22 protein-coding genes and 2 tRNA genes are annotated in these 24,446 nt (G+C 66.6%); 10 read left to right on the top strand and 14 right to left on the bottom strand.

Annotation, left to right across the window (positions count from 1 at the left end):
• Positions 1 to 8 precede the first annotated feature (8 nt).
• The 3 genes from B3446_RS15415 to B3446_RS15425 all read right to left on the bottom strand — a co-directional run bounded on the left by B3446_RS15415 (position 9) and on the right by B3446_RS15425 (position 3,073).
• Positions 9 to 2,507 (bottom strand): mechanosensitive ion channel family protein, encoded by a 2,499-nt coding sequence (locus tag B3446_RS15415; protein WP_291383118.1) that lies wholly within the window; start codon positions 2,505 to 2,507, stop codon positions 9 to 11.
• Between the two features lie 263 nt (positions 2,508 to 2,770).
• Positions 2,771 to 2,846 (bottom strand) — tRNA-Phe (locus B3446_RS15420).
• A 151-nt stretch (positions 2,847 to 2,997) separates the two neighbouring features.
• Positions 2,998 to 3,073: transfer RNA gene (locus B3446_RS15425), tRNA-Phe, on the bottom strand.
• Between the two features lie 334 nt (positions 3,074 to 3,407).
• Between B3446_RS15425 and hemA the strand changes: the two genes are divergently transcribed.
• From hemA to B3446_RS15450, 5 genes are all read left to right on the top strand, one after another.
• Entirely contained in the window at positions 3,408 to 4,682 is a 1,275-nt protein-coding gene (gene hemA / locus B3446_RS15430) for a glutamyl-tRNA reductase (RefSeq protein ID WP_056559840.1), read from the top strand.
• A gap of 85 nt (positions 4,683 to 4,767) precedes the next feature.
• Positions 4,768 to 5,850, top strand: coding sequence for a peptide chain release factor 1 (prfA, locus tag B3446_RS15435; protein ID WP_291383121.1), 1,083 nt, complete (start codon positions 4,768 to 4,770; stop codon positions 5,848 to 5,850).
• A 10-nt stretch (positions 5,851 to 5,860) separates the two neighbouring features.
• Entirely contained in the window at positions 5,861 to 6,694 is an 834-nt protein-coding gene (prmC, locus tag B3446_RS15440; protein WP_291383123.1) for a peptide chain release factor N(5)-glutamine methyltransferase, read from the top strand.
• 130 nt (positions 6,695 to 6,824) lie between these two features.
• A complete protein-coding gene (gene grxD / locus B3446_RS15445) occupies positions 6,825 to 7,151 on the top strand; it encodes a Grx4 family monothiol glutaredoxin (protein ID WP_056319914.1) in 327 nt (108 codons plus the stop codon).
• A 7-nt stretch (positions 7,152 to 7,158) separates the two neighbouring features.
• On the top strand, positions 7,159 to 7,719 hold the full coding sequence (locus B3446_RS15450; protein ID WP_175139516.1) for a UbiX family flavin prenyltransferase: 561 nt from the start codon (positions 7,159 to 7,161) through the stop codon (positions 7,717 to 7,719).
• 105 nt (positions 7,720 to 7,824) lie between these two features.
• On the opposite strand, the gene B3446_RS15455 is transcribed toward B3446_RS15450, so the two are convergent.
• A complete protein-coding gene (locus B3446_RS15455; protein WP_291383128.1) occupies positions 7,825 to 8,898 on the bottom strand; it encodes a DUF6817 domain-containing protein in 1,074 nt (357 codons plus the stop codon).
• A gap of 189 nt (positions 8,899 to 9,087) precedes the next feature.
• On the opposite strand from B3446_RS15455, the gene B3446_RS15460 reads away from it, so the two are divergent.
• Entirely contained in the window at positions 9,088 to 9,882 is a 795-nt protein-coding gene (locus tag B3446_RS15460; RefSeq protein WP_175139518.1) for a MetQ/NlpA family ABC transporter substrate-binding protein, read from the top strand.
• A gap of 5 nt (positions 9,883 to 9,887) precedes the next feature.
• Here B3446_RS15460 and B3446_RS15465 read toward each other — a convergent pair whose 3' ends face one another.
• The gene (locus B3446_RS15465; protein ID WP_291383130.1) at positions 9,888 to 10,844 is read right to left on the bottom strand and encodes a LysR family transcriptional regulator; all 957 of its coding nucleotides are present in this window, start codon (positions 10,842 to 10,844) and stop codon (positions 9,888 to 9,890) included.
• 100 nt (positions 10,845 to 10,944) lie between these two features.
• Here B3446_RS15465 and B3446_RS15470 point away from each other — a divergent pair, with 100 nt between their 5' ends.
• Positions 10,945 to 12,042, top strand: a complete 1,098-nt coding sequence (locus B3446_RS15470; RefSeq protein WP_291383132.1) for a mandelate racemase/muconate lactonizing enzyme family protein — start codon at positions 10,945 to 10,947, stop codon at positions 12,040 to 12,042.
• A gap of 88 nt (positions 12,043 to 12,130) precedes the next feature.
• Entirely contained in the window at positions 12,131 to 13,123 is a 993-nt protein-coding gene (locus B3446_RS15475; protein ID WP_291383134.1) for a Bug family tripartite tricarboxylate transporter substrate binding protein, read from the top strand.
• Positions 13,124 to 13,134: 11 nt separating this feature from the next.
• Here the strand turns inward: B3446_RS15475 and B3446_RS15480 are convergent, their stop codons facing one another.
• From B3446_RS15480 to B3446_RS15495, 4 genes are all read right to left on the bottom strand, one after another.
• Entirely contained in the window at positions 13,135 to 13,938 is an 804-nt protein-coding gene (locus tag B3446_RS15480) for an SDR family NAD(P)-dependent oxidoreductase (protein WP_291383171.1), read from the bottom strand.
• Positions 13,939 to 14,003: 65 nt separating this feature from the next.
• The gene (locus tag B3446_RS15485; RefSeq protein WP_291383136.1) at positions 14,004 to 14,792 is read right to left on the bottom strand and encodes a citryl-CoA lyase; all 789 of its coding nucleotides are present in this window, start codon (positions 14,790 to 14,792) and stop codon (positions 14,004 to 14,006) included.
• A complete protein-coding gene (locus B3446_RS15490) occupies positions 14,789 to 16,294 on the bottom strand; it encodes a class I adenylate-forming enzyme family protein (protein WP_291383138.1) in 1,506 nt (501 codons plus the stop codon). Before B3446_RS15490 ends, B3446_RS15485 begins: the two co-directional genes overlap by 4 nt.
• A 17-nt stretch (positions 16,295 to 16,311) precedes the next feature.
• Positions 16,312 to 17,301 carry a Bug family tripartite tricarboxylate transporter substrate binding protein gene (locus B3446_RS15495; RefSeq protein ID WP_191578273.1) on the bottom strand — a complete coding sequence of 330 codons (990 nt, stop codon included), beginning with the start codon at positions 17,299 to 17,301 and terminating at the stop codon, positions 16,312 to 16,314.
• Positions 17,302 to 17,403: 102 nt separating this feature from the next.
• On the opposite strand from B3446_RS15495, the gene B3446_RS15500 reads away from it, so the two are divergent.
• Positions 17,404 to 18,192: an IclR family transcriptional regulator gene (locus B3446_RS15500; protein WP_175122151.1), complete on the top strand. Its 789-nt coding sequence runs from the start codon at positions 17,404 to 17,406 to the stop codon at positions 18,190 to 18,192.
• 45 nt (positions 18,193 to 18,237) lie between these two features.
• Here B3446_RS15500 and B3446_RS15505 read toward each other — a convergent pair whose 3' ends face one another.
• From B3446_RS15505 to B3446_RS15520, 4 genes are all read right to left on the bottom strand, one after another.
• Positions 18,238 to 18,783, bottom strand: coding sequence for a DUF934 domain-containing protein (locus tag B3446_RS15505; protein ID WP_291383141.1), 546 nt, complete (start codon positions 18,781 to 18,783; stop codon positions 18,238 to 18,240).
• Positions 18,776 to 20,518 carry a nitrite/sulfite reductase gene (locus B3446_RS15510; protein WP_291383143.1) on the bottom strand — a complete coding sequence of 581 codons (1,743 nt, stop codon included), beginning with the start codon at positions 20,516 to 20,518 and terminating at the stop codon, positions 18,776 to 18,778. The genes B3446_RS15505 and B3446_RS15510 overlap by 8 nt, the downstream gene beginning before the upstream one ends.
• Before the next feature lie 241 nt (positions 20,519 to 20,759).
• Positions 20,760 to 20,951, bottom strand: a complete 192-nt coding sequence (locus B3446_RS15515; RefSeq protein WP_056559812.1) for a DUF2970 domain-containing protein — start codon at positions 20,949 to 20,951, stop codon at positions 20,760 to 20,762.
• Positions 20,952 to 21,024: 73 nt separating this feature from the next.
• Positions 21,025 to 21,960 carry a LysR family transcriptional regulator gene (locus B3446_RS15520; protein ID WP_175122154.1) on the bottom strand — a complete coding sequence of 312 codons (936 nt, stop codon included), beginning with the start codon at positions 21,958 to 21,960 and terminating at the stop codon, positions 21,025 to 21,027.
• 385 nt (positions 21,961 to 22,345) lie between these two features.
• Between B3446_RS15520 and B3446_RS15525 the strand changes: the two genes are divergently transcribed.
• A complete protein-coding gene (locus B3446_RS15525) occupies positions 22,346 to 23,680 on the top strand; it encodes a DUF3100 domain-containing protein (protein ID WP_175122155.1) in 1,335 nt (444 codons plus the stop codon).
• Between the two features lie 103 nt (positions 23,681 to 23,783).
• On the opposite strand, the gene B3446_RS15530 is transcribed toward B3446_RS15525, so the two are convergent.
• Positions 23,784 to 24,365, bottom strand: a complete 582-nt coding sequence (locus tag B3446_RS15530) for a hypothetical protein (RefSeq protein ID WP_291383146.1) — start codon at positions 24,363 to 24,365, stop codon at positions 23,784 to 23,786.
• Positions 24,366 to 24,446: the final 81 nt, after the last annotated feature.

The following is a 24,446-nucleotide window of genomic DNA, read 5'->3' on the forward strand; positions in this document are numbered from 1 at the left end:
CCGGTCGCTCAAGCCCCTGACGGCTGGCCGCCGTCCCGGATGCCGGTTCGCGCGGGTCCAGGCCCGTGCGGGTCGGCCGGCCGGGCCGCGTGGATCGCACGGCCAGCTTCTTCCGAAACACTGCGCAAGTGCAGGTCCCGCTGCGGAAAGGGGATCTGGATGCCCGCGTCCCGCAGCGCGTCGTACATCCGCGCCAGCATGTCGCTGCGAATCTCGATCCACCGGTCAAAGTCGTAGGTCCACGCGCGCAAGCTGAAATCCAGCGTGCTGGCGCCAAAGCCCATGAAAAGCACCATGGGCGCAGGCTCCGTGACCACGCCTGGCGTCTGCCGCGCGACGTCGTCCAACAGCGCGAGCACCTGCCGCGGATCGGTGCCGTAGGCCAGCCCGATGCTGATCTCGATCCTGCGGCTGCGGTCCAGCATCGTCCAGTTGGTCAGCTTGTCGGACAGCAGCGTGCCGTTCGGGACGATCACGTCGGCGCCGTCGAACGTCTTGATGCGGGTGGCGCGCATGCCGATATCCCTAACCTGGCCTGACGTGCCGCCGATCTCCACGACATCGCCCGGCTGGATCGGCCGCTCGAACATCAGGATCAGGCCCGACACGAAGTTGTTCACCACGCCCTGCAGGCCAAAGCCGATGCCCACGCCCAGGGCGCCGAACACGATGGTGAGCTGGCTGGTCTGAAAACCCGCGGCCGACAACGCGATGCCCAAGCCCAGCAGCAGCACCAGGTAGTACGACAGCGAGGCGATGCTGTTGCCGACGCCGCGCGGCAGCGACATGCGGGTCAGGACCTCGTCGTGCAGAACGAGGCGCACCGCGCGCGCGGCCCAGAAGGCAATCACGACCGAGATCGCGAAGACCAGGATGTTGCCCAGGCTGATCGAGACCTCGCCAACTTCAAGCGTGTAGGACAGCACCTGCGTGACGAAGGCGTAGGTGGCGCGCAGGACGCGGAAGCGGTCCATGGTGTAGACCGCCCAGCCCACGACCGCGGCGGCGCTGACAAGCCGGATCAGCAGCAGCACCAGCGGCGGCGCGTGTTCCCGCGCCAGCCGGAAGCGCGAAATGCCCTGACGGGCCAGCAGAAGCTGCAGCAGGGTGATGATGACGGTCACGCCCGCGTACAGCACCAGCCCGAAGTAGCCGCTGCCGATGATGCCGCTGGTCAGCATCTCGGACAACGACACATTGCCGACGAGATTGGCGCCCAGCGACACGCACAACAGGGCTGCCGCGCACCAGGCGACGGCGCGCAAGGCGCGCACCAGCCGCTCGGAACCGGGCGGATAGGTCTGGCGCCGTCCGCGCGCCAGCAGCCACAGAATGGCCGTCAGGGCCGCCACCGCCGCCGCTACGGTCGACACACGATAGAAGAGGGTGTTGGCCAGGAACAGGAAGCCCAGCCGCTCGGCCAGGAAGAGCGCGGTGATGACGCGCGGCCAATGATCCAGATGCCGGCGGCTGGCGGGCGGAAGCAGGCGCAGCACCGGCACCGCCGCCAGCACCAGGGCGATCTGCTGCACCATCAACGGCGCGTCTGGCTCGAGGGCCAGCACGCCCATCATCGACAACAGGACCCACGTGGAGATGGGCCGCCCGAGCACACCGGCAGCGGTTTCGCTCATGACGCCGGTGCGGATGGCGTTGCGGCTTTTTCTGGCCAGCCAGATCAGCAGCGGCAACAGCAGCAGTTGCAACGTGTGCAGCGCGCGCTGATTGCTGGCGCCGGCGGCGCCATAGTCGCGCGCGAAGCGGACCTCGATGTCCAGACCTTGGCGAAGAAGGGTCATGGTGTCCTGGTCGGATCTTCCGGACCAGTCCAACGCCCAGAGCGGCGGCGAATCCACGCGCAGCAGCCGCGCGTCGACATAATCGATCGCCTCCATCCCCTGGCGTTGGCCCGCCTTGATCTGCTCCTCGATCACGTTGGCGCGCTGTTCCAGTTCAACCTGTCGCGACAGCGGCACGGACAGCGCCTGGCTTGCCGCCAGCAACTGCCCGATCACCACGTCGACGCGGTCGGCCAATGCCGCCGGCAGCCCCGCCGCGGCCGGCGCGTCCTTGATCGCCTGCCAGGCTGTGCGCCGGCGCAGCAGCTCGGCCGCGTCGCTGGCGTACCAGGCCGTCGCCTGCCGCATGTCGGCCCGCCACCGCGCCAGCCGCCGCACGTCAAAGAGCCAGTGCCGCTCCAGGCTTTCCAGCCGCATGATGGGAAAGTTGCGCAGCTGGGCCGGCTGGAATTCGTAGAGCTTTTCGTCGGCGGATTTGGCGATGGCATCGAGCGGCGGCATCAGCGCGGTCAGCGGATCCGCCGTCGCCGCGCGCTGCAACACGCCCTCGGCGTATCGCAAATCCGTGTCCGCCCGCAGCGGGATTTCGGCCATCTGGATCGCGGCGGGCGGCGCGGCCGGCGCCGGCGTTTCCGCTGCAAGCGCCACATGCGCCCATCCCAGTACCAGGCCAAACAGCCAGAAGAGGATTCGTGCGCGTGCGCGCATGTTGCGGCTCCGTGGTGGGGGACGGATTTGCGGTTACTTGGGATCGACTGCGAAACGGCGGCATGTCACGATATCGCGAAATGCGGCGGGCCAGAAGGGCAATGTGGATGTCGCCATTCGCAATTCGCGAATCGCGAATGGCGCATATGCCGCGAGCGCTGCCGGTGCGGAGAGTTGTCGCAAGCGTGTCCGGCGATTGGCGTGCGAAAAAGCAAAAACCCCGCCGCAGTAAATACCGGGCGGGGCTAAATGCTTGAATCTTTTGGTGGCCTGGGGCGGAATCGAACCACCGACACAAGGATTTTCAATCCTCTGCTCTACCGACTGAGCTACCAGGCCAACGAAGCCCGCCACTATACACAAAATGTCGGGGACACGTTGCGGCGCAGCGCTGCTAACAACAAAACTCGGGCGGCTAGGCGCCACCATTAACAAAAAACCCAGCGCAAGGCTGGGCTTTTGTGGGAACCGAGGCTCCCGGAAATTCTTTTGGTGGCCTGGGGCGGAATCGAACCACCGACACAAGGATTTTCAATCCTCTGCTCTACCGACTGAGCTACCAGGCCAACGAAGTCCGCAACTATACACAATTTTTTGGCGTTGTGCCAGCTGGGCGGGGGAAGCGTCGCTTTTTTTTGTGACCGGTCACGCGATGTCGCCGCCCATGGGCAGCAAAGCGTTCAACTGTTGCCTACAAGGCACGATTGGGCGCCAACTGCCCGCGATTGGGGACGGGAATGGCCTGGGGATAACCCGCAGGAGTATAATCGTCAGCGGTTTTGCTGTTACAGCCGGATGCTTTCCCGCCTTTGACGCGCGACAAGCGGGCTGCGACGCATTGTTCTTATAGTGGCAGTACTTAACGCTTAGCCGCGGGTGGCTTTCCGCCATCCCTCACACATGTCGGTAGCTGTCCTTGCCTTCGGTCTGAATCACACGTCCGCGCCGGTGTCGGTCCGCGAACGCGTGTCCATGCCCGTTGATCTGGTCAAGCCCGCCCTCGAAGGCTTGCGTTCGGCATTCGGCGGCTCCGTCCGCGAAGCCGCCATCCTGTCCACCTGTAATCGCACCGAGATCTACTGCGCGGCCGACGGCCACGTGGCGGATCAGTTGCCCGCCTGGCTGGCTGAACACAACCGCCTGGACGCCGGCACGCTGCGCCCGCACCTCTATCGCCATCATCAAGACGACGCCGTGCGTCACGCTTTCCGCGTGGCAAGCGGCCTCGATTCCATGGTGCTGGGTGAAACCCAGATCGTGGGCCAGATGAAGGACGCGGTGCGCGCCGCCGGCGAAGCCGGATCCCTCGGCACGCTGCTGCACCAGATGTTCCAGCGCACCTTCTCGGTCGCCAAGGAAGTCCGGTCGCAAACCGCCATCGGCGCCGAATCCGTGTCCATGGCCGCCGCCGCAGTGCGTCTGGCCGAGCGCGTGTTCGGCAACCTGGACCAGGCCCGCACGCTGTTCATCGGCGCGGGCGAAATGATCGAATTGTGCGCCACGCACTTTGCCGCGCAGCGTCCGCGCAGCATGGTGGTGGCCAACCGCACGGCCGAACGCGCCGAACTGCTGGCCAACCGCTTCTCGGCCAGCACGATGAAGCTGTCCGACCTGACCGAGCGGCTGTCCGAGTTCGACGTCATTGTTTCCTGTACGGCAAGCTCCCTGCCCATCCTCGGCCTGGGGATGGTTGAGCGGGCTACGCGCCTGCGCCGTCACCGCCCGATGGTCATGATCGATCTGGCCGTGCCGCGCGACATCGAACCCGAAGTCGGCCGTCTGGACGACGTTTATCTGTACTCGGTGGATGACCTGGGCCGGCTGGTGCAAACCGGCACCGACGCGCGCCGCGCCGCGGTGGTGCAGGCCGAAGCCATCATCGAAACCCGCGTCCAGGGCTTCATGCACTGGATGCAATCCCGCGAAGTGGTGCCCGTCATCCGCGACCTGCACCAGGCCGCCGAAGACGTCCGCGCCGCCGAACTGGAACGCGCCCGCCGCCTGCTGGCGCGGGGCGAATCGCCCGAAGCCGTGCTCGAGCAACTGGCGCACGGCCTCACGCAAAAGTACCTGCACGGCCCGCTTGCGGCGCTGAACCGCAGCGAAGGCGACGACCGCAAGCAACTGCTTGCCTGGATGCCGCGCCTCTTTCCTGGCCGCGACTCCCGCCGTTAGCGGCTCTGCCCCACGCCCCGCCTCCTGGCGGGCGTTCGCTTTGTGGGCGCCCGCTTTCTCTGTTTTCTCTCTTGGTCTTCCCCTCATGAAATCTTCCATGCGCAGCCGGCTGGAGCATCTGTGCCATCGCCTGATCGAGGTCGATGCTCTGCTTGCCGAACCGGAAACCGCGTCCGACATGGACCGCTTCCGCAAGCTTTCGCGCGAGCGCGCCGAACTGGAACCGGTGGTCGAAGCCTTTACCGCGTTCGCCCGCACCGAGGAAGACATCGCGACCGCGCAGGAGATGCTGACCGAGCCCGACATGAAGGCGATGGCGGAAGAAGAGATCAAGACCGGGCGCGTCAAGCTGGAATCGCTGGAAGCGGCGCTGCAACTGCTGCTCCTGCCGCGCGACCCCAACGACGGGCGCAGCGTCTTCCTGGAAATCCGCGCGGGCACGGGCGGCGACGAGAGCGCGCTGTTCTCGGGCGACCTCCTGCGCATGTACACGCGCTACGCGGAACAGCGTGGCTGGCGCGTGGAACTGATGTCGGAAAGCGCGTCCGAGCTGGGCGGCTACAAGGAAGTGATCGCGCGCATCGACGGTGACGGCGCGTATGGCCGGTTGAAGTTCGAATCGGGGGCGCATCGCGTGCAGCGCGTGCCGGCGACCGAGGCGCAGGGCCGCATCCACACGTCGGCGTGCACGGTGGCCATCATGGCCGAAGCCGACGCCATGTCCGAAATCGTCATCAATCCCAGCGACCTGCGCATCGATACCTTTCGCGCCAGCGGCGCGGGCGGCCAGCACATCAACAAGACCGACTCGGCGGTGCGCATCACCCACTTGCCGACGGGGCTGGTGGTGGAATGCCAGGACGACCGTTCGCAGCACCGCAACAAGGACAAGGCCATGCAGGTGCTGGCCGCGCGCCTGAAGGACAAGGAAGAGCGCGAGCGCCAAAGCAAGGAAGCGGCCGAGCGCAAGAGCCTGATCGGCACGGGCGACCGGTCCGAGCGCATCCGCACCTACAACTATCCGCAGGGCCGCGTGACCGATCACCGCATCAACCTGACGCTGTACAAGCTGCAGCAGATCATGGAAGGCGACCTCGAGGAACTGACCGGCGCGCTGATCGCCGAGCACCAGGCCGAGCAGCTCGCCGCGCTGGGCGACGACATTTAAGGCCGTCGCCATGACCGCGCCCCAGATCAAGAGTCTGCTGCTCGACGCGCGGCTGCCGCGCCTGGAAGTGCGCATGCTGCTGGAGCTCGTGCTGAACAAGCCGCGCGCGTGGCTGCTGGCGCACGACACCGATCCGCTGGCGCCTGACGTGGCGGCGGCGTACGAGGCGCTCGCGCAGCGCCGATTGGCCGGGGAGCCCATGGCCTACCTGCTGGGTCATCGCGAATTCATGGGACACCGGTTCCGCGTGACGCCCGACGTGCTGATTCCCCGCCCCGATACGGAAGTCCTGGTGGAAACCGCGCTGGAATGCATCAAAGGCGTCACAGGGCCAATGGTGCTGGACCTGGGAACCGGCAGCGGCGCGATCGCGGTGTCGATCGCGCTGGCGCGGCGTGACGCGCGGGTGATGGCGTCGGACGTCAGCGCGGCCGCACTGGCGGTGGCTGCCGGCAACGCGTGGGATTTGACGGCTGCGGTGCGCTTCGTGGAAGGAAGCTGGTACGAGGCGGTCCCGGCCGGCGAAGGATTTGATCTGATCGTGTCCAATCCGCCCTATGTGGCGAGCGATGATCCGCATCTGGACCAGGGCGACGTGCGGTTTGAGCCGCGTGGCGCGCTGACCGATGGCGCGGGCGGGCTGGATGACCTGGCGCGCATCGTCCAAGGCGCGCGCGCCCATCTGAAATCCGGCGGCTCGCTCTGGATGGAGCATGGCTGGGATCAGGCGGAGCAGGTACGGGACATGCTCCGCCAGGCGGGGTTCGCAGATGTGCACAGCCGCCAGGACCTGGCGGGGATCGAGCGGATCTCGGGCGGGCGTTTGCCGGTCTCAGGTGCCTGAGCGCGGCGCACGGCAAGACATTTGCTGTTGCATCTGCCGGATATACCGGCGCCGCGCCGGGGTAATCGGGCGGTTTTCCCGGCTGTACCTATAATTGACCCATTCCGTTTTGCCTGTCCAAGAGACCACCATGAGCGACGTTCAAGAATTCATCCGCGAAACCGTTACCCAGCACCCCGTCGTGCTGTTCATGAAGGGCACCGCCCAGTTCCCGCAATGCGGGTTCTCCGGCAAGGCCATTCAAATCCTGAAGGGCTGTGGCGTGAAGAAGCTCGTCACGGTCAATGTGCTGGAGGACGACGAAGTCCGCCAGGGCATCAAGGAATTCTCCAGCTGGCCCACCATTCCGCAGCTGTACGTGTCCGGCGAGTTCATCGGCGGCTCGGACATCATGAATGAAATGAACGAGTCCGGCGAACTCAAGACGCTGCTGGAGCAATCCGGCGCCACGGCTTAACGCCATCATGCGGCGGCTCGTCGTCGGCATCACGGGCGCCACCGGCGCGCTCTACGCGGTGCGCATGCTGCAGGCGCTGCGCAACGTCGAAGACGTCGAGTCGCACCTGGTGGTGTCCGCTTCTGGCGTGCTGAACATCAAGCATGAGCTCGATGTCAGCCGCCAGGACGTTTATGCGCTGGCCGACCACGTACACAGCATTCGCGACGTGGGCGCCACGCTGGCCAGCGGCGCGTTCCAGACCGCGGGCATGGTGATCGTGCCGTGCTCGATGCGCACGCTGGCGGCGGTTGCGCATGGCCTGTCGGATAACCTCATCACGCGCGCCGCCGACGTCACGCTCAAAGAGCGCCGCCGCCTGGTGATGATGGTGCGCGAGACGCCGTTCAATCTGGCACACCTGCGCAACATGACGGCCGTGACCGAAATGGGCGGCATCGTGTTTCCGCCGCTGCCGGCGTTTTATCACCGGCCCAAGTCCATCGATGAAATGGTGGACCACACCGTGGCCCGTGTGCTTGAAATGTTCGACATCGTCGTGCCCGGTCCGCACTGGGAAGGCACGTAGGCAGGTTCTCGCCTTCGCCTTGCCGCAAGGCTTGCGCTTGACGCGCGTCGTGCAACGATCACCAGCGGCCCCGCTTGAGCGGGGCCGACTGCATAAGGGCGGTTCTTATTCCACCAGCCCCATGCCATTGAGCGCCGCCAGATTCTCCGGCCATTTGCGCGCCCGCGCGTTCTGCAGTTCGATGCGGGCCCAGGCCATCCATCCGGCCCATTCAATCCGCTTGTCCCACGCGGTGCCCCACGCTTGCAGCGCAGCCAGCCCAGCGGCGGCGTGCTGTTCCGCGGCCTCGAACTCTCCGGCTGTCAGCGCCAGTTGCGCCAGCAGCAGGCGCGGCTCGCCCACCCACGGGTTGTGTTCGACTGCGGCTTCCAGCATGTGCCGTGCGCTGTCCATTTCGGTCAGCGGGTGCATGCGCGTAATGACCTGCCAGTACAGCGCGCTTGCCGCCGCTTCGTCGCGCGGGCTGAGCGTGGCGCGGCAGTGGTCGAACGCGGGCGGGATGGGAATGCCGGTGTCCTGCGGCATGCGAGATAGCGGCGCCAGCAGATGCGAGAGCATCGACAGGATGTTCGACGGCGGCTTCAGCGGGCCGGGCCACAGCGACGAGGCCCAGTTCGTTTTCAGGTCGCGGCGCTGCTGCTGCGGATAGCCCGCGAAGATTTCGTCCTGCCAGCTGTGCCATTGCTCGCCGATGTCGGCGGCGGACACGACGGTGAACGCCGCGACCTGGCGCGGCGTGAAGGCGAAGACCTGTCCATCGGCGCCTTCCAGCGTCAGGCCCTCCGGTCCCGTGCCCTGGCCTTGCAGGATGGCCTGCACGAAGCGCGTGCGCGGCATCGCGCAAAAGAGACTGACCCATTCCTCGGCTTCGGTGCCCAGCACGTCGCGCAGGGTGTTGCGCTCGCGTTCTCGGTCAAACAGGGTGAGGTCTACGTATTCGTTGCCGTAGACGCTGTGGAACAGGCCCAGGAGGCGCACTTCGCGCGGCTGGTTCCAGAGCGCCAGCGTGCGGTAGACGCCCAGCAGATGATGCTTGAACGTGCCGGCCTTGTGCCAGTCTTCGCCCGCGCTGCGTGCAAACAGCAGGTCGAGCAGGACGGGCAGGTCGGCGTCGACGGCTGCGTAGTGGTCGGCCAGCAGCGCGCGCGCGTGCGGATGGAGTTCGGTAGGGGTGGACATGGTTGGCGGGTGGGTTGGATGAAAGCAGGCTCTATTGTGTCCGCATGCGCGGGCGCTGTCATCGCGGTGTTTATATCGAAATCCGCATATCAATATGAATATTCATCGCTTCCGGTTTTGAAGCGCGCTCACTAGAATCCGGGGTCATTGTTCCAATCCTCAATCGTTTAAACCTGTAGAGACTCTCCCATGCGCCTTCGCCATTCCCTCGCCGTTTTTGCCACCATTCTTGGATTTGCCGGCACGTCGGCGATGGCGCAGGACGCCGAGCTGAAAGTGGGCGTCACCGTCGGCCCGCACGCGCAGATCGGCGAAGTCGTGCAGCAGGTCGCGGCCAAGCAAGGCCTGAAGGTCAAGCTGATCGAGTTCAGCGACTTCATCCAGCCCAACGCCGCGCTGGACGCCAAGGAGCTGGACGTGAACATCTACCAGCACAAGCCTTTCCTGGAATCGCAGAACAAGGCGCGCGGCTACAAGCTGGTGCCGGTGGCGACCGCGGTGGTGCAGCAGATGGGCATCTATTCCAAGCGCGTGAAGTCGCTGGACGATCTGCCGCAAGGCGGCAAGGTGGCCATCCCGAACGATCCGACCAACGGCGCCCGCGCGCTGCTGGTGCTGCAGGCCGCCAAGCTCATCAAGCTGAAGGACGGCGTGACGGTGACGGCGTCGATCTTCGATATCGCCGAGAACCCCAAGAACCTGAAGTTCGTCGAGATCGAGGCCGCGCAACTGCCGCACTCGCTCAAGGACGTGGACGCCGCGGCCGTGAACTCGGCGTACGCGATCCCCGCAGGCCTGTCGCCCGCCAAGGACGCGCTGGTGCTGGAAAGCAAGGACGCGCCGTTCGCGCCCGTCGTCATCGCCGCGCGTGAAGACAACAAGAACGATCCGCGCATCGCGCGCTTCATCAAGGCCTACCAGTCCGACGAGGTGAAGGCCTTCGTGGCCAAGCAGTTCCCCGGCGCATACACGACCTCCTGGTAAACCGGCTAGCGGGGTTTGCGATGCCGGGCGCGCGCCGTCGGGCGTCCGTCAGCCCCCGCATCCGCGCGCGCGAGCCACGTCCGAACCTCTCCCTCCAAGCCCTCCTGCAATAACTGCGCCGGCGCGCTCATGGCCCGGTCGCGTGACCACACCACCGCCAGCACCGGATCCTCCAGCGCCAGCAGTTGGCGCGCCACCAGGCCTTGGCGCTGGGCGTAATGCGCGCCCAGGCTTTCCACGATGGCGACGCCCAGCCCCTCTGCAGCCAGCGCACACGCGGCTGACGACTGCGCCGCTTCGATGATCGGGCGATAGGGCAACCCGCGCGCCTCCAGCGCCTGGCGCGTCGCGCGGCCGGCGGGTAGGGCGGGCGCCAGCACGATCGGTCCCGCCTCGGCCACTTCGTCCAGTGTCAGGGTGGCTTTCTTCGTCCACGGATGGTTTTTGGACATGACCGCATGTAGTCCCAAGGGCGCGAGCCGCAGGCTGGACACGCGGTCGATGTCCGGCGGCGAGCCGATGATGATGCCCAGGTCGATGCGGTGATCCACCGCCATCTCGATGATTTCCAGCGCGGTGCCGGCGCGCACGGTCACCGCCACCGCCGGATGGGCGCGGCGTACGCCGGCCAGGGCAGGAGGCAGCAGGCTGGACGCGGCGATGGCGACGGCGCCCACGTCCAGCCTTGCCAGCGCGCCCTGGCGGATGTCGACGGCCAGCCGGTCGACGGCCTCGATGCCGGCCAGCGCATTGAGCACTTCGGGAATCAGCGCGCGCCCCTGGCTGGTCAGGTGCAGCCGCCGGTTCTCGCGGCTAAATAGCGCAAAGCCCAACCGCGTTTCCATGTCGCGCAGGAGTGCGCTGGCGGCGGGCTGCGTCATGTTGACCGAGGCGGCTGCGGCGGTGACGGTCTCGAGCCGGTACATGGCGCGCAGCAGCAGGAGTTCTCGCCGATTGAACATATGAAATTCATATGGAAATAGTCAATTCATCTATTTGACCATATGAACTAGCGGCCGCCAGAATAGCCCATCGCATTCCGCATCTCGACGCCTCATTGCCATGCCCGCCAACACCATCGTTTCCGTCACCTGCATTCCCTTGCGCCTGCCGTTCCATCACTGGAGCCCGTCGCCCCTGTTCGCGGGCCGTCCGCGCGACAAGCTCGACAGCGCGCTGGTGCGCGTGCAGACCGAAGACGGCACGGTGGCCTGGGGCGAGTCGTATTGCGTGGAGCCGCGCGCGTTGCCCGCGATCTTCGAAACGCTGATCGCGCCGCTGGCCTGCGGGCGCGAAGCGGACGACGACACGCTGCTGCCGGGCATGCAGCGCACGCTGCACAACCTGGGCCGGTCCGGTCCCGTGGTGCACGCGCTGGCCGGGCTGGACATCGCGCTGTGGGACCTGCGCGCCAAGCGCGCCGGCGTGCCGTTGTACGCGCTACTGGGCGGCAAGCGCCGCGAGCGGGTCCGTGTGTATGCATCGCTGCTGCAGTATTACGGCAACGCCGAGCGCCTGGACGCCGTGACTACGCAGGCCCTGAACGAAGGCTATAGCGAGATCAAGCTGCACGAGCGCACCGCCGACGCGCTGGCCGCCGTGCGCCGCAGCACGGGGCCGGGCGTGCCGATCATGGTGGACACGAATTGCGCGTGGCTGCCGGGCGAAGCCGAAGCCGCCATCGCCGCCATGCGCCCGCATGATCCGTTCTGGATCGAGGAACCCTTGTGGCCGCCGGAAGACGACCGCGCGCTGGCCCGCTTGAAGCAGGCCTGCGGCATTCCCCTGGCGGTGGGCGAGAACGCCAGCAGCGCCACCGATCTGGAGCGCGTGGTTGGCACCGAAGCGGCGCAGTACGTGCAGCCCAGCGTCATCAAGCTGGGCCTGACCGCCGCGTGGCGGATTGCGCAGAAGTGCGCGGACTCAAGCGTCATCTGCGCGCCGCAGGTCGCATTTTTTGGCCCCGGCTATCTTGCCAGCCTGCATCTGATTGCCGCGCAGCAGACCGAGGTGTCGCTGGAACGCCTTTACGTCGAACTCGCGCACGTGCCGTACGGACGCAGCGTGCCCATCGAGAACGGCTGGGTCAACGTGCCGGATGCGCCGGGGCTGGGCGCGGATCCGGAAGCGGCACTTGCCGAGGGCCGGTACAGCGCCTGAACCCCAACCCGTAGAAAACCAAGCGCAAACCGCCACGAAGCCACAGGCCCCCAGAGGCCGCAGAGAACATGAACCAGGAGACAAAGACATGCACCCATCGCGCAGAGCGTTTCTGATCAACAACGCCACCCTGGCCGCGGGCGCCGCCGTATTGCCGTGGTCCTTCGCGGCACGCGCCGCGCAGTATCCGGACAAGGCGGTTCGCCTGTATATCCCCTACCCGCCGGGCGCGGCGACCGACACGCTCGGCCGCATGGCGGGTCAGGTGTTTGCCGAGGCGCTGGGCCAGCCCTTCGTCGTGGAAAACCGCGGCGGGGGCGGCACCACGATCGGCACGCGCGCGCTGGCGGTGTCCGCGCCGGACGGCTACACCATCGGCATGGTCGACTCCACGTTCACCATCAATCCCGCGCTGCTGGGCGACCGTCAGCCGTACGACGCCATCAAGGATTTCGCGCCGATCTCGCTGATGGCGACGGCGCCCTTCGTCATGGTGGTGCACCCGTCGGTCAAGGCGACGGACATTGCGTCGTTCCTCGCGCTGGCCAAGTCGCAGCCCGGCACGTTGTCGTTCGGGTCGGCGGGCGTGGGCAGCGGGCCGCATCTGGCGGGTGAGCAACTGCGCCAGCAGGCAGGCGTGGACGTGCTGCACGTGCCGTATCGCGGCGGCGGCACCGTGATCACCGACCTCTTGGGCGGCCAGGTGCAGTTCGGCTTTGCCACCGTCCCGACGCTGCTTGAACACATCAAGGCCGGCAAGTTGCGCGCGCTGGCGGTCACCAGCCCGCAACGCACGAGCCAGTTGCCTGACGTGCCGACGTTTGCCGAGGCCGGCCTGCCCGGTGTGGATATCTCGCCGCTGTTCGGCGTGATTGCGCCGGCCGGCGTGCCCGAGCCGATCATCGAACGCCTGTCGCAGACGCTGGGCGAATCCGTGCGCAACGGCGCGCTGCGCGACAAGCTGGCCGGGCTGGGCTTTCAGCCGGTCGGCAGCACGCCGGCGGAGTTCGCAAAGCGCATCCGCGACGACGTGGCCAAGTGGACCGCCGTGGTCCAGCGCGGCAACATCAAGGCCGAGTAAGCCGCGCCGGCTCAGGCGTACTTGCCCGTCAGGCCGCCATCCACGAGCAGTTCGGTGCCGGTGATGTAGGACGCCTCGTCCGACGCCAGGAAGGCCACCGCATTGGCCACTTCCCACGGCGTGCCCATGCGTCCCATCGGCACCTGCTTGTCGCGCGCCGCGCGCGCGGCGTCCAGGTCGTTGGCATCGAACATCTTTGCGACATTGGCGGTGACGCGGGGGGTGTCGATCAGACCGGGTATGACCGTGTTCACGCGGATGCCGTCGGCGGCGTACTGCTGCGCGGCCATGCGCGCAAAGTGGATGACCGCGGCCTTGCTGACGCTGTAGGCCAGATGCGGATAGCCGGTGTACCGGATGCCCGCAATGGAAGAGACGGCCACGATGGCGCCGCCGCCCTGCGCGCGCATGACGGGCGCCAGCAGGCGCGTGGCGATCAACAGGCTGGTCACGTTCACCTGCTGGATGCGGTCCCAATCGGCGATCGAGATGTCTTCGGGGCCGCCGACCTTGCCGATGCCCGCGTTGGCCTGCAGGATGTCGATGCGGCCAAAGCGATTCACCGCCGCGTCAACTGCCGCCTGCATTGCGGCCGGATCAGCCACGTCGGCTTGCACCGCCAGCGCGCTGCCGCCGGCCGCTTCGACCTCATGGGCGGCCTCTTCGGCGGCGGTCAGGTTGGCGTCCAGAGCAATGACGGCCGCGCCCTGGCGCGCGAGCGTCACGCAGCTGGCCTTGCCGATGCTCCAGCCGGGCGCGGACGTGCCCGCGCCTGCGACCAGCGCAACCTTTCCGGCCAGGCGCGCGCCGGACAGCGGGGCAGCTTGAAGGGGCGTGCCGGCAACGGGCGTACCGGCAACGGGCGTACCGGACCCCGCGCTCACGATTGCCCGCCGTCTTGCTGATGGCTCTTGCCTTTGCCCACGTACGGAATGGCGTGGTCGATGGTTTCCCAGATGTATCGCCCGGAAGGACTTTGCTGCTCTTCGGCCACGTGCGACACCAGGCCCGCCGCGCGCGAGATCACCGCAAAGCCGCGCATCAGGTCGGTAGGCACGCCGATCTCGCTGAGCAACGCGGCCCCCGCGCCGGTCGCATTGATGGTGATGTGCTTGCCGTACGTCTCGTCGATGGCGCTGGCCAGCCAGCGCAGCGCCTGAACGGAATCGCCGCTCAGCTCGTTCTCGGCTTCGGCCAGCGCCAGCAGCTTGATCGCGCGCGGATCGTCCGGCTTGTGCAGGTGATGGCCGAAGCCGGGCAGCGGGCTGCGCGACGCGCGGTGTTCGCGCGCAATCGCCAGCGCTTCCGCGGGACCGTCGGAGGCCTGACGGATGCGGTCAAGCAGGCGCGAGCAGTTTTCCATGGTGCCCACGAACTGGCTGCCCACGGCCATCAGCCCGGACGCCACGGCGCCCTGCAGATTCTCGGGTGCACTCATGTAGATCAGGCGCGTGGCGATCGCGCTGGGTGTCATGCCGTGCTCCATCAGCGTGACCAGCACCGCGTCCACGATGCGCATGTCCACGGGACGCGCGTCGCGGCCGAGGATCTGCATGATCATGACTTCGGTAAACGACTTCTTGCCGATCAGGTCTTCCACCAGGTCGACGTCGCGATACGACATGCCGGTCAGGTGATGGGCGCAGAGGCGGGTTTCGGGTTTGTTCATGGCGTTTCCTTCATTGCGGCGTCGCGCACCGCGTTCTTCAGCACCTTGCCCACGCTCGAGCGCGGCAGGCTGTCGTGGAAATGGATGTGTTTAGGCGTGGCGACCGGACCCAGCAGCGCGCGCACGTGCGCCTTCAGTTCGTCGCCATCGGCCTCGGCGCCCGCCTGAAGCTGGACGGCGGCGTGGACCGCTTCGCCCCACTTGTCATCGGGCACGCCGAACACCGAGCATTCGTAGACGGCGGGATGCGCGGACAAGGCGTTTTCGACGTCCACCGGATAGATGTTGAACCCGCCGGTGATGATGACGTCGCGCAGGCGGTCCTTCAGGAACAGATAGCCGCGCGTGTCGATCAGGCCTGTGTCGCCGGTGTGCAGCCAGCCGTCGACCACGGTTTCAGCGGTCTTCTCGGGCAGGCGCCAGTAGCCGGTCATCACCAGATCGCCCTGGACCACGACTTCACCGATCTCGCCGCGTGGAAGCAGCGTGCCGTCGGGCGCCATGATCGCCACGTCGGACAACGGCGTGACGCGGCCGACCGACGCACGATTTTCCGGCGCTTCCAGGTCGGCGGGGCGCAGCACGGTGACGATCTGCGGCGCTTCTGTCTGGCCGTAAGTCGTGCCCAGCACCGGGCCGAAGAAGGCGCGCGCGCGCTCGATCTTTTCCACGGGCATGGGCGCGCCGCCGTAGATGAGGTTGCGCAGATGCGGAAAGTCCGCGCGGGAGACGCCGGGCTGCGCCATGATCATGTAGATCAGCGTGGGCGGCATGAAGCTCAGCGTGCCGCCGCGCTCGCGAAATGCCTCGGTGATCGTGGCGGGCGACACACTGTCCAGCAGCAGATGCGCGCCGCCCTGCGCCAGCACCGGCAACAGATAGGTGCCCGTGCCGTGCGTGATGGGCGCGGACACGACGTAGCGGTCTTCGGCGGTGAGGCCCCAGTTGAGGATCTGGTTGACGATGCCGGCGTTCCACGCGTGATAAGGCTGCATCACGCCCTTGGGCAGGCCGGTGGTGCCGCCCGTGAACTTGATGGCCTGCGTGGCGTCGCGCGGCAGCGGATGACGCGCCGGAACGCGGTTGGCAAAACGCGCGAGCAGCGCGTCCAGCGCCAGGTCAGCGGCCGCGTCGTCCAGCACGATGCGTCGTGCTGAACCCGCGGGCACGAGCGGCGCGCCTACGTCGTCGATGATCACGATGGACGGCTCGGTCGCATCCAGGATGCGGCCGATCTCTCGCGCGGTGCTGCGGTAGTTCAGCGGCACCCAGACCTTGCCGCTGGCCAGCACCGCCAGCAGCGCCAGGATGTGACGCGCCGAGTTGCCGGCGCAGATGGCCACGCGCGTTTGCGGCTCGGGGTCCAGATCCTGCAGGGCGGCCGCCAGTTCACGGGTGTCCGCCGCCAGCCGCGCGTAAGTCACCTGCCCGTCGGGACCGTCAAGCGCCACGCGCTCCGGGTACTGCTCGGCGGCGCGGAAGAAGAAATCAATCGGGTACACCTATGCTCCTTGGATGCTTAATTGGCCTTGAGGTTGGCGCTTTTCACCACCGCGCCCCACTTGTCGATCTCGCTGGCGATCTTCTTGGCGAAGGTCTCCGGCGTGTTCGGCGCTTGGGGCGGGAAGAAGCCGCCTTGCTTGTAGGAGGTTTGCAGGGCGGGCGTCGCGAGCGCCTTGTTCAGCGCCTGGTTCAGGCGGTCGATGACGGGCCGAGGCGTGCCGGCCGGCGCCACCAGGCCAAACCACGATTCCACGTCGAAGTCAGGCAGGCCGGACTCCGCCAAGGTGGGCACATCGGGCGTGGCCGGCAGGCGTTGGGGCGAGGTGACGCCGATAGCGCGCAGCTTGCCCGCCTGCACGTGGGGCAGGGACGAGGGCAGGTTGTCGAACATGGAGTCCACCTGCCCGCCCAGCAGGTCCGCCACGGCAGGACCGCTGCCGCGATACGGTACGTGCAGGATGTCGGTGCCGGTCTTCATCTTGAAGAGCTCGCAGGACAGGTGAATGGACGATCCGCTGCCGGACGACGCGCACGTCAGCTTGCCGGGATGCTGCTTGGCATAGGCGATGTATTCCTGCACCGTCTTGATCGGCAGCTTGGGATTGACCACCAGGATGTTCGGAATGGTCGCCAGCAACCCGACGGGTTCGAAGCCTTTGACGAAGTCGTAATTGAGCTGGCTGTACAGCGTGCGGTTGATGGTGTTGGCAATCGATCCGACGTACAGCGTGTACCCGTCGGGCGCGGCACGCGAAACGATCTCGGCGCCGATGTTGCTGTTGGCCCCGGTCTTGTTTTCCACCACGACCGTCTGCCCCAGTTCTTCGGCCAGGGACTTGGCCATCAGGCGCGCCACGATGTCGGTTGCGCCGCCGGCCGCATAGCCGACGACAAGAGTGATGGGGCGATCGGGATAGGGCTTGGCCGCCCAGGCGGGAGCGGCGGCCACGAGGGCCCCGCTCAAGGCCACCGCCGCAGCGGTCCAGCGCTTGCCGAATGTCTTCATTGTTGTCTCCGTCCTGTTTGTCTAATAATTGGACAGCTCTTCGTCTGTCCGCCTTCATATTCGGCTTTGATGGAGGCCCTATCAACGCAAGGTGTCCAGAAATTGAACAAACCGGATTCCGAGGGTTCCGGTCCGCGCATCCTGCGGCGCGGGCTGAAGGTGCTGGGCGTGCTGCGCCAGGCCGGCGCGGCCGGCATGCACGTCGTGGACATTGCGCGGGCCGCGGGCATGCAGCGGTCCACGGTGTATCGCTACCTGGATGTGCTGGTCGAGGAGGGCTACGCGCTACGGGAATCGGGCGCGCCGCGTTGGCGCGTTGCTGAACTGGGCGTGATGATGGCCGGCGACCCGCACGCGCAGGCCGTGCGCAGTCTTCGGCCATTGCTGCGCCAGATCAGCGACGTGAGCGGCGATTCGGCGTTTCTCATCTGCCGCGCGGCGAATGATTCGCTGTGCCTGCATCGCGAGGTCGGCAATTACCCGGTGCAGGTGCTGGCCGTGACGGTCGGGCACCGTCAGCCGTTGGGCGTGGGCGCGGCCGGGTTGGCGCTGCTGGGCGCCTTGCCGGCCGCAGAAGCCGACGAGGTGGTGATGCAGAACGAGCAGGCGCTACGCGCCTACGGCGGGATGACGGTGGCGCAGATGCGGCGGCTGGTGGAGAACACGCGCGGGCGCGGCTGGGCCGTGGTGGGAAACGCGGCGGTGCCGGGCGTGTTGGGTGTGGGCATGGCGCTGTGCGATGCGGGCGGCTATCCACGGCTGGCGGTCAGCGTGTCCAGCCTGATCAGCCGGATGCAGGCGCCGCGCCAGCGCAGCATTGCCGAACTGATCCGCGCGCAGGTGTCACAGAGCGGATTCGGCATGCCGCACGGGGCGGGCGAGGGGGATTGAGGCCCGCCGCGATGCCGTTCCGGCGGCGGGCGGGGGCCGTTCTGTTCAGGCCGCGGCCGGCGTCGGCACGCGGTACGTCTTCTGGTAATGCACCGTGAACGTCTTGAAGGCGTCCAGCGCCTTGTGCGGGTCGTGTCCCGGCTTGACGAGGAAGCTGTCAAAGCCCACGCGCGCCTGATAGTGAATGGTGTCGATCATCACGTCGCCGACCGCGCGCAGCTCGCCTTGCCATTCGTAGCGCGTGCGCAGCAGCTGCGCCAGCGAATAACCGCGGCCATCGGTGTAGACCGGAAAGTCCACGGCGATGAACGCGATGCCCTCGGGATGCAGCACGCCATCGGCGTCCGCCAGGTCCGTCAGGTCGGCGTCGGGGTTGAGCAGCACGGCCACGGGATGTTTGTGGCGGCGCAGCGTGTTGCGCGAAGTCTTCCAGACGGACAGCGGCACGATCCAGCCGGGTTCGTCGGACGGGACCTGGCCTTCGGCGGGCACTTCGGGTTCGGGGACGAACGGACGCGACGTGTCGGCCTCGAGTTTGCCGTTGCGGATGAGATGCGGGCCAGGGGCGTCGTGGGCGTAGATCTCAGACATGGGCGGGCTCTGCTTGCTGCGTGGGTTTGGCGAAGGCAGGGTCCGCGTACACGTCCTGCTTGAAGGGATCGATGCCGACGCGGTCCACCACGTCGATGAAGCGTTCGGCGTCGCTGTCGCGCAGGCCCAGATACGTGCGGATCAAACGGTCCACCACGCCCGGCACCTGATGGCGCGCGAACGACGGGCCGATGATGCGGCCGATGGCCGCGCCGCCGCCATGCGTGGATTCAAGGTCGGGCAGCGGCTTGGCGGCGCCGTTCTGGCGGCCGCCCACCGTGACCTGATACCACTCCTCGCCGGCCTTGTCGACGCCAAGAATGCCGATGTGGCCCACATGGTGATGGCCGCAGGAGTTGATGCAGCCCGAGATGTTCAGATCAAGTTCGCCGATCTCGAACAGGTAATCCAGGTTGTCGAACTGGCGCTGGATGGCTTCGGCCACGGGAATGGAGACGGCGTTTGCCAGCGCGCAGAAGTCTCCGCCCGGACAGGCGATGATGTTGGTGAGCAGACCGACGTTGGGCGTGGCGAGGTTCAGGGCCTCGAGCTTTTGCCACAACTCGTGCAGCCGCGCGCGGCGCACGTCGGCCAGGATCAGGTTCTGTTCGTGCGACACGCGCAGTTCGCCATAACCGAAGTCGTCGGCCAGGTCGGCCACCGCATCCATCTGGTCCGCGGTGATGTCGCCCGGCGGCACGCCGGTGGGTTTGAGCGACACGGTCACGGCGGCGTAGCCGGCAACCTTGTGCGCATGCACGTTGGTGCGCAGCCAGCGCGCGAAGCGCTTGTCTCCGGCGGCCAGCGCGTCCGTGTTGTCGATGTCGGACGCGGCGGCGGCGTCGTGCTGCGGCCAGACGAAGCGCGCCTTGATGCGGTCCACGAATTCCTGCGTGATGGTGTCGGGGCCGTCCTTGATGCGCTGCCATTCTTCATCGACCTGTTGCGCATAGACCTCAGGCGTCAGGTCCTTGACCAGGATCTTGATGCGCGCCTTGTACTTGTTGTCGCGGCGGCCATGCAGGTTGTAGACCCGCAGGGCGGCCTGCAGATAGGTCAGCAGGTGCTGCCATTCGACGAACGGATTGATGAGCTTGCCGACGATGGGCGTGCGGCCCAGGCCACCGCCGATCCACACGCGAAAACCCAGCTTGCCGTCGCGTTCGACCGCCTGCAGGCCGATATCGTGCACGCCTACGGCCGCGCGGTCTTCAATCGCGCCGCTGACCGCGATCTTGAATTTGCGCGGCAGGAAGGCGAACTCGGGATGCAACGTCGACCACTGGCGGATGATCTCGCACCAGATCAGCGGATCCACGAGTTCGTCCGGCGCGACGCCGGCAAAGTGGTCGGTGGTGGTGTTGCGGATGCAGTTGCCGCTGGTCTGGATGGCGTGCATCTGGACGGTGGCGAGTTCGGCCAGGATGTCCGGCACGTCTTCCAGCTTGGGCCAGTTGAACTGGATGTTCTGGCGCGTGCTGAAGTGTCCGTAGCCGCGGTCCCACTTGCGCGCAATGTGCGCCAACGTGCGCAACTGGCGCGACGCCAGCAGGCCATACGGAATGGCGACGCGCAGCATGGGCGCGTGGCGCTGGATGTACAGGCCGTTCTGCAGGCGCAGGACGCGGAAATCGTCCTCGGTGAGCTGGCCGTCGAGAAAGCGGCGCGTCTGATCGGCAAACTGCGCGACACGCTGCTCGACAAGCTGTTGGTCGACGGGGTCATACACGTACATGTCTACTGCCCTTGGAAGTCTTTTCGGTCTGAACCCCGGGGATGGGGTCGGGCGCACGGCGCCGGCAAAACGGGATTCATAACCGTAACAGCCACCCGCAAAGACCGTCTAAGTCATTCTGGTAATAAAGAAATAAGGCCCCGTAGGGGCCTTATGGGTTCTGATTGTTCGTTCGGTGCAGGGGTGAGCTTACGAACTTATAAGGATATTCGCGTTGTCCTTGAACAAGCTTTCGACGCAGCTACAACGCCGCGTTCACCGCCCACCGGGCCACGAACACCAGAATGATCACCAGACAGGCCGCGAGCAGCAGGCCGGTGGCGATGAGGGGGCCGGGTTTGTTGTGGGCGATGTCGGCGTCGTAGCCGCGGCCGCGGCGTACGCCGAAGAAGGCCCACAGCACCGAGCGGACCGTGCGCAGGAAACCGAGCATATGCGCCTCCGGGCGGATTCTTGACGGCCCACTGTAGACGCTGGCGTGTCCGGCAGACAGATGCAGATCCGCGTCAGCCGACCGTATCAGATGGCGCGGCGGCGTGTGCGCCGATGCCGCGCACGATGTGTTCCAGCAGTTCGCGCGCGGCAGGAGAGATGTGGCGGCCGGCGCGGCTCAGGACGTGCAGGCTGCCCTGGTTCAGGATGGGATTGGCGAGCGGCAGGCTCGCGAGGCGCTGGGCCTGCATGTCGGCGGTGACGGCGATGGGCGGGGTGAGCGCGTAGCCGATGCCGGCGGCCGCGAATTGCCACAGCGCCTTGAACGACGAGGTGGTCAGCACGTTGTGCAGCCGGACCTGCTCGCTGATCTCGGCGGCCTGGATGTGTTGGCGCACGCCAAACCCTTCCTGCATCGACGCGCCGGGGTAGTCCGCCAGATCGGTCAGCAGCAGGGGGCGGCGCAGGCGCGTCAGCGGGTGGTCCTGGCGCACGATGGCCCGTATCGGCTCGGGCCGCGAGTAATGCGTGCGCAGCCGGGCATCGTTGGGCGGCTGGAACACCAGCCCGATGTACGCGCGGTCGTCGACGATGCGCTGGACGATTTCGGACGTGCGGGCCACGTCGATGTCCAGCGTGACTTCGGGATGGCTGCGCCAGTAGCCCGGCAGCACGCGGTCGAACATCAGTTCTACAAAGCCTTCGCCCAGCACCAGGTCGATGTGGCCGCGTTCGGCTTTGCGCAGGCTGTCGATTTCAGAGAAGAAGCTCTCCTGGATGTCCTGTTGCCGCTTCACGTAGCGGGCCAGGATGTGGCCGGCATCGGTGGGCACGAGGCCACGTCCGCGGCGCTCGAACAGCGCCATGCCGCAGTCGCGCTCCAGGGCGGCGATCGCGCGGCTGACGGCGGATGGGTCCATTTCCAGGGCCTCGGCGGCTCCTCGCACGGATCCGCGGCTCATGACCTGCATGAAGTAATGGGTACGGCGCGCGTCGAGTTGTTCGTCCATGGCGGCTGGGTCCGGGCGGAATGCGGCGGATTTTCCACGGAAGAAATTAAGGGTTTACCCTTATTCCGATGCGTCCCGTGCAAAATTTTCCGAGGAAAGGCGATTTCGTTGCATTTTACGCAACGTTTCTCGGTGGCCGGTGTCATGGTTGCCCGCCAGAGGGGTGGGCGAAAATTGCGCAGTCCGAATTGGCCGCCCGCTGCGCGCGCCGTTCGCGCCGTATTGGCCGTTTGAATCGACTGAGCCGCTTCACAAGGGCCGTCGCTTGAACCTTTTCGAATTCGCTTGCCCCGCGGGCTGTGTTGGCCTCGACGTCCGGGCGTCGGCTTCCGGGTTCGTCCGGCCCACTGCCACGATCACTATTCACGTCATCAGGGGAAAACCAATGTCTCATGCCAGCGCAAGCCTGGCCTCGCCGTCCATGCCGCTATCGGGGCGCGTGCGCATGCTCGCCGCCATCCTGCTGGTGGTGGTCATTTCCGAAGCGATCGGCAGCGTCACCTTCTCGGTCGGTCCGGGCAAGATCATCCTGCAGCCCATGCTGTGGGCCATTTTCATCGGCGCGGTGGTTGCGGCGTTCGGCCAGCGGCTGCCGGCAGGCGCCGGCATCGACAAGGCGATGCAGACCCGCATCAGCGGCTACCTGCAATACGCGCTGCTGCCGTTTCTGGCCAAGCTGGGGCTGATGGTGGGTGGCGCGTTGCCGCAGGTGCGCGAGGCCGGCTGGGCGCTGGTGTTCCAGGAGTTCGGCCACTTCTTCGGCACCATGGCCATCGGCCTGCCGCTGGCGCTGCTGCTCGGCATCAAGCGCGAAGCGATTGGCGCGACGTTCTCGGTGGGCCGTGAGCCCAGCCTGGCGATCATCGGCGAGCGCTACGGCATGAACTCGCCCGAAGGCCGCGGCGTCATGGCCGAATACATCACCGGCACCGTGATCGGCGCGCTGTTCGTGGCGCTGATGGCGGGCTTCATCACCAGCCTGAACATCTTCGATCCGCGCTCGCTCGCCATGGGCGCCGGCGTGGGCTCGGGCAGCATGATGGCCGCCGGCGTGGGCGCGATCGCTTCGCAGCAGACGCCCGAAATGGCGCATCAGGTCGCTGCGCTGGCCGCCGCCGCCAACCTGCTGACCACCGTGGTCGGCGTGTACTTCACCCTGTTCATCTCGCTGCCCACGACGATCTTCCTGTATGGCAAGCTCGAGCCCGTGCTGGGCCGCTTCTCGCGCGGCAAGAACGAGGCCGTGGTCGACGACAGCGTGTCGGAAGACGTGCCTGCGCACGGCTCGAAGATGGGCTTCGGCGACCGCCTGACCGCGTACGTCATCTGCGGCCTGTTCGCGCTGGTGGGCAACCGCCTTGGCTACAACGTGCCGTTTGCGGACGCGCTGCCGGGCATGGCCATCATCGTGCTGCTGGTCGTCATCACCGACCTGATCCTGCGCGTCGTGCCCAAGCTGCCGGCCGTGTTCGTCCTGTCCGTGATCGCCATGACCGCCGGCTGCCCGGGCGTGCTGCCGTATTCGGATCAGATCATCGCGATGGTCGGCAAGGTCAATTTCCTGCCGTTCACGACGGTGATCCTGGCGATGGCCGGCCTGTCGATCCTGAAGGACCTGCCTGCGTTCCGCAAGCTGGGCTGGAAGATCGTGGTGGTGTCGTTGGCGGCGAACGCCGGCACGTTCATGGGCGCCACGATGATCGCGGAATTCTTCCACTGATCGGCACTAGCGTCATGAAAAAGCCGCCTGTTGTACAGGCGGCTTTTTTTATGGGCTTGCTTGGGACGGTGTCACACACGTGGGGGATCGGGGCGCGAAGACGTCAGGGCGTGGCGCCGGGCCGGTAGCGCGCGTTGTCGGTCACGTTTTCAGTGGGACCGATGTTCGCCACCGGGGGGATGCCCACGCCGGCAGCCTTCAATGCGACAGCCGCCTGCAATTCCACCTGCGGATTGCCCATGGCGACGCGATAGGGTTGCAGCGGCGCCAGGCCTTCGATGGTGCCCCAGTCATTAGCGATATCGGCGCGTTGCGCCACCGGGTCGGGCCGCGCGGCAAAGTCCTCGACCGCGCGCCGCATCCGGGCGTCCGCGTACAGGTCGCGCAATTCATCGATATTGATGGCGGAAGCGGTGAGGGCGAGGGGCGCGACGGCAGGGTCGGATTTGTGTCCGACAGGCGGGGCGTCTTGTTCCGCCCTTGCCAATCTATCGGCCTGGGCACGTTCCACGCGCTGGGCGTCGCGGGCGGCCTGGGCCTGCGCGGTGCGCTGGGCCTGCCGGGCGGCGAAGTTCTGCGCGGCGCGTTCGGCTTCCCATGCGGGGCGGTTCTCATCCAGCATCGAAACGCGCGCCGGATAAGGCGCGGCGACGTGAGGGATGGCGGAGATCGCAGAAATGGCCATGCGGGGGCTCCTTGTCGTGATTGACCTTTGGGTTGGTCTGTCCGGGGAGATGCAAGTTCACTGTAGCAAAGGCCTCTGCGA

Source organism: Achromobacter sp. UBA5777 (assembly GCF_002418565.1).
In the GTDB taxonomy this organism is placed as follows: domain Bacteria; phylum Pseudomonadota; class Gammaproteobacteria; order Burkholderiales; family Burkholderiaceae_B; genus Achromobacter; species Achromobacter animicus.